The sequence below is a fragment of the Microbacterium sp. CPCC 204701 genome (assembly GCF_004010105.1).
Classification (GTDB): domain Bacteria; phylum Actinomycetota; class Actinomycetes; order Actinomycetales; family Microbacteriaceae; genus Microbacterium.
Window position 1 is genome coordinate 1 of the sequence record NZ_RRYE01000222.1, and the last position, 5,005, is coordinate 5,005.

Sequence of the window (5,005 nt, forward strand, 5' to 3'; positions counted from 1 at the left end):
GGACGGCCGGCCGCGACCGGGGCAAGTTCGCCCGCGCGCTCGCGCTCGCCGAGGCGCTGCCGCGTGCCCGCGCCCGCGTGACGACGCTGCTCCGACACTCGTCGCTGGACCGCGAGCACGTGCTCGCCGTCTCGTTCCGGCTGCTCGACCAGGCCGCGCCGCGCATCGGCGCCGAGCGGTACCTCGTGCGTCACGGAAGCCGGGGTCTCACAACGCTCCAGCGGCGACACGCCGGGGTCGACGGCTCGCTCGTCACCCTCTCGTTCCCGGGCAAGAGCGGCCAGCGCCAGCAGCTCGAGATCGACGACGAAGACCTCGCCCGGTCGATGGAGGTGCTCGTGATCGGGCGGCCGCGATCGCCGCTGCTCGCCTGGTCGCGCGGCCGGAAGCGCGTGCCGCTGACGGCGGCCGAGGTCAACGAGTTCGTCCGGTCGCTCACCGGCCAGAAGTTCACCGCGAAGGATTTTCGCACACTGCGAGGGACGATCCTCGCGGCCGAGGCGCTCGCGCGCATCGGCACGGTCGACACCGAGCGAGACCGCAAGCGCGCCGAGGCGCTGGCTGTTCGGGTGACCGCCGAGGCGCTGGGGAACACGCCTTCCGTCGCACGCGGGTCGTACATCGATCCTCGCGTGTTCACGCGCTACCGCAACGGCACGCTGCTCGACCTCACGATCGCGCCCGAATCGGCGATCCGCGCCCTGCTGAGCCCTGGCCGCTGAACCGGCGCCCGGGCGACGGTGGCGCCAGCGGGTGCGTGAGACAGGACGCTTCGCGGCTTCCGACCGCGCGGGCGGGCGTCCCGGGGGCGCGGCCGTGGAATCTCCTGCGACACGAACGGCGGGCGCGTCGCCCGCAGCGCCCGGGTAGCGTGAACCCATGCCCCGGCGCATCGACTCCCGCGTGCTCGCGTACGTGGCGGTCGGGGGAACCCTGGGGGTGCTGGCGCGCGCGGCGATCGTCGCGCCGCTCGGGGATGGCGGGGTCGTGCCGTGGGTCACGTTCGCGATCAACACCGTCGGCTCGCTGCTGCTCGGGGTCGTGGTGGGCTGGCTCGACGACCGCCATCCGCACGCTCGGGCCCTCCTCGGCACGGGTGTGCTGGGCGGGTTCACGACCTACAGCGCGTTCGCGGTCGAGACGGCGCTGTGGGTCACGACCCCGATGCTCGCGGTCGGGCTGGCCGCGGCATCCGTCGCCGGAGGAGTCGCCGGCGCGATCGCCGGGCTCTTCATCGGACGCCGGATCGCGGACCGCCCCGGCGAGGTCGAGCCGCCGGAGGTCGCGGAATGAGAGCGTGGCTGATGCTCGTCGTCGCCGTCTCGGGCGGCCTCGGGGCGGCGCTGAGGTACGTCGCCGATCGTCTGCTCACGCCGGCGCACGGCGGGCGGTTCCCGGTCGGGATCCTCGTGGTGAACGTGTCGGGGTCCTTCGTGCTCGGCCTGCTCACCGCGCTCGGCACGACGATCGCGCCTGAGCTCGCGGTCGCGGCGGGCATCGGCCTGCTCGGCGGCTACACCACTTTCAGCACCGTGTCGGTCGAGACGGTGCTGCTCGCCGAGCGGCGGCGGTGGCGGGATGCCGCGCTCAACCTCTTCGGCACGCTCGCGCTCGCCGTGATCGGCGCCGGAGCGGGGCTGCTGCTCGGCGGCTGGATCGCGGGGGCGGCCGGATGAGAACCGCATGAAATACTGAACCCGATACATTCCCGTATCCGAGCGGGCCATCTCCCGCCGCTGGATCGAGTGCCGAGGGCGGAAAAGACGCCCTCGCGTATCGAGATCATCCGTTGCACCATCCACCAGCGAAGGCATCCGTGTCGAACCTCGCCGTCCTGAGTCTCAAGAACCGCGCGCTCATCGCGCTGATCACGATCGTGGCCGCCGTCTTCGGCGGACTCGCGCTGACGAACCTCAAGCAGGAATTGATCCCGTCGATCGAGTTCCCCGCGCTCATCATCGTGTCGACCTACCCGGGCGCCTCGCCCGAGGTCGTCAACAACGACGTGTCGACGCCCATCGAGACCGCGATCCAAGGCGTGCCGGGGCTGGAGTCGACCAGCGCGACCAGCACCACCAATGCGTCGGTGATCCAGGCCTCCTTCACATACGGCACCGACCTGGCGACCTCCGAGCAGAAGGTCACGCAGGCGATCAACCGCATCGAGAACCAGCTGCCCGAGGGCGTCGAGCCGCAGGTGCTGACCGCGAGCATCGACGACTTCCCGGTCGTGCAGCTCGCGGTGACCGGCTACGACGACGAAGAGGCGATCCAGGCGCAGCTCGAGGCATCCGTCATTCCCGACCTCGAAGACATCGACGGCGTGAACACCGCCACGATCGTCGGCGGCGCCGGCCAGCGCATCACGGTGACGCCCGACCAGGCCGCGCTCGCCGAGGCCGGCTTCACGCAGCAGGCGATCACCGACGCGATGGAGCAGAACGGCGTGCTGTTCCCGGGCGGTGAGGTCACCGAGGGCGACCTGACACTGACGGTGCAGACGGGGTCGAAGATCACGACGGTCGACGACATCGCGGCGCTGCCGCTGGTGCCCACCTCGCCCGAGCAGGCAGCCGCGGATGCGGTCACGATCGGGGATGTCGCGACCGTCGCACAGGAGACCGACCCGGTCGCGTCGGTCTCGCGCGTCGACGGCGAGCCCGCCCTGACCATCGCGATCACGAAGCTCCCGGCGGCGAACACCGTCGACGTGTCGCATGCGGTGCTCGCGCTGCTTCCCGACCTGGAAGAGTCGCTCGACGGCGCAGAGTTCACCGTGGTGTTCGACCAGGCGCCCTACATCGAGCAGTCCATCGAGACGCTCGCCGTCGAGGGCCTGCTCGGTCTGGTGTTCGCGGTGCTCGTGATCTTCGTGTTCCTGCTGTCGGTGCGCTCGACGCTGGTCGCGGCGATCTCGATCCCGACGAGCGTGCTCATCACCTTCATCGGCATCCAGGCGTTCGGGTACTCGCTCAACATCCTGACCCTCGGCGCGCTCACCATCGCGATCGGGCGCGTGGTCGACGACTCGATCGTGGTGATCGAGAACATCAAGCGCCACTACGTCGGGGATGCCGACAAGCTCCGCTCGATCACGCTCGCGGTGCGCGAGGTCGCGACCGCCATCACGTCGTCGACGATCACGACGGTCGCCGTGTTCCTGCCGATCGCGTTCGTCGGCGACATCACCGGGGAGCTGTTCCGGCCGTTCGCCCTCACTGTGACCGTCGCGATGTCGGCGTCGCTGCTGGTCGCGCTCACCATCGTGCCGGTGCTGGCGTACTGGTTCCTGAAGCCCGGCAAGCCGCTGCTCGACGCCGACGGCAACCAGGTCGACCCCGAGGCGGCTGACGCCCCGCCGTCGCGGCTGCAGAAGTCGTACCTGCCGATCCTGCGGTGGACGCTCAAGCACTCGTGGGTGACCCTGCTGCTCGCGGTGCTCGTGCTCGTCGGCACGGCCGCCGCGGCGCCCTTCATGAAGACGAACTTCCTCGGCGACTCGGGCCAGAACACCTTCACGGTCACGCAGGACATCGGCGCCTCGCCGAGCCTCGACGCCGAGGACGAGGCCGCGCAGAAGGTCGAGGACGCGCTCATCGGCATCCCGGGAATCGAGACGGTCCAGGTCTCGATCGGCTCGAGCGGCTCTCCGCTGCGCGACGCCTTCTCGGGCGGCGGCGCCGGTATCACGTACTCGATCACCACCGACCCCGATGCCGACCAGGTCGCGATCCGCGAGGACGTCCAGCAGGCCGTCGCCGACCTCGACGACGTCGGCGAGGTCACCGTGGCCGCCGCGGGCGGCGGCTTCGGATCCAGCGACATCGAGATCGACGTCACCGCGCCCGACGCCGACACCCTGCAGGAGGCCACCGACGCGGTCGTCGACTCGGTCGACGGCCTCGACGGCATCGGCCAGGTGTCGAGCAACCTGTCGGCCTCGCTCCCCTACATCGCCGTGGTCGTCGACCGCGACGCCGCCGCCTCGCTCGGCCTGTCGGAGGTCGCCGTCGGCGCGCTCGTCTCGAACACGATGCAGCCGCGGTCGATCGGCACGGCCGAGATCGACGACACGTCGCTCACGGTGTACCTCGCGGCGCCCCAGACGCCTGCGTCGCTGGACGAACTGCGGCAGATGCCGGTGCCGACCGCGGCCGGACCGGTTCCGCTCGAGGAGGTCGCGACCGTCGAAGAGAGCGAGGGTCCGGCATCCATCACCACCGAGCGCGGCCAGCGCACCGCGACGGTGACGATCACGCCGTCGACCGACGACCTCACCGCCGCCACGACGGCGGTCACCGAGGCGATCGCGGACGCCGAACTGCCGGCATCCGCCGACGCGTCGCTGGGCGGTGTCGTCTCGCAGCAGCAGGACTCGTTCTCGCAGCTGGGACTCGCTCTCCTCGCCGCGATCCTCATCGTCTACATCGTGATGGTGGCGACCTTCAAGTCGCTGCGCCAGCCGCTGCTTCTGCTGATCTCCGTGCCGTTCGCGGCGACCGGCGCGATCCTGTTGCAGATCGCCACCGGCGTGCCGCTCGGCGTCGCCTCGCTGATCGGCGTGCTGATGCTGATCGGCATCGTGGTGACGAACGCGATCGTGCTCGTCGACCTCGTGAACCAGTACCGCGAGAAGGGTCTGTCGGCCCACGACGCGACCATCGCGGGAGGCGCCCGACGGCTGCGGCCGATCCTCATGACGGCGCTCGCGACGATCTTCGCTCTCACCCCGATGGCGCTGGGCATCACCGGGCACGGCGGTTTCATCTCGCAGCCGCTCGCGATCGTCGTGATCGGCGGCCTGGTGTCGTCCACGGTGCTGACCCTGCTCGTGCTGCCGACGCTTTACAACCTCGTCGAAGGGGCGAAGGAGCGCCGCGAGGCGCGACGCCGCGACGACGGCGACGGCGGCCCGGCTCCCGAGGGCGATGGGCCAGAGGCGCCCGATGGTGCAGCCGAGCCGGCGCTCGTCGGTTCGGACGCGGGCGCAGGAGCGGCCGATGTC

General features: G+C 70.7%; 4 protein-coding genes. All 4 read left to right on the forward strand.

The features are described 5' to 3' along the window. Nucleotides 1–722, forward strand: a 722-nt coding sequence (locus EIO58_RS12350; protein WP_127819793.1) for a DNA topoisomerase IB, incomplete at its 5' end; no start/stop codon positions are given. A gap of 157 nt (nucleotides 723–879) precedes the next feature. Beyond that, nucleotides 880–1,293: a fluoride efflux transporter FluC gene (locus EIO58_RS12355; protein WP_127819794.1), complete on the forward strand. Its 414-nt coding sequence runs from the start codon at nucleotides 880–882 to the stop codon at nucleotides 1,291–1,293. Further along, nucleotides 1,290–1,676, forward strand: a complete 387-nt coding sequence (gene crcB, locus EIO58_RS12360) for a fluoride efflux transporter CrcB (RefSeq protein WP_127819795.1) — start codon at nucleotides 1,290–1,292, stop codon at nucleotides 1,674–1,676. Before EIO58_RS12355 ends, crcB begins: the two co-directional genes overlap by 4 nt. A 140-nt stretch (nucleotides 1,677–1,816) precedes the next feature. Continuing rightward, a partial coding sequence (locus EIO58_RS12365) for an efflux RND transporter permease subunit (protein ID WP_164861672.1) occupies nucleotides 1,817–5,005 on the forward strand: 3,189 nt, incomplete at its 3' end.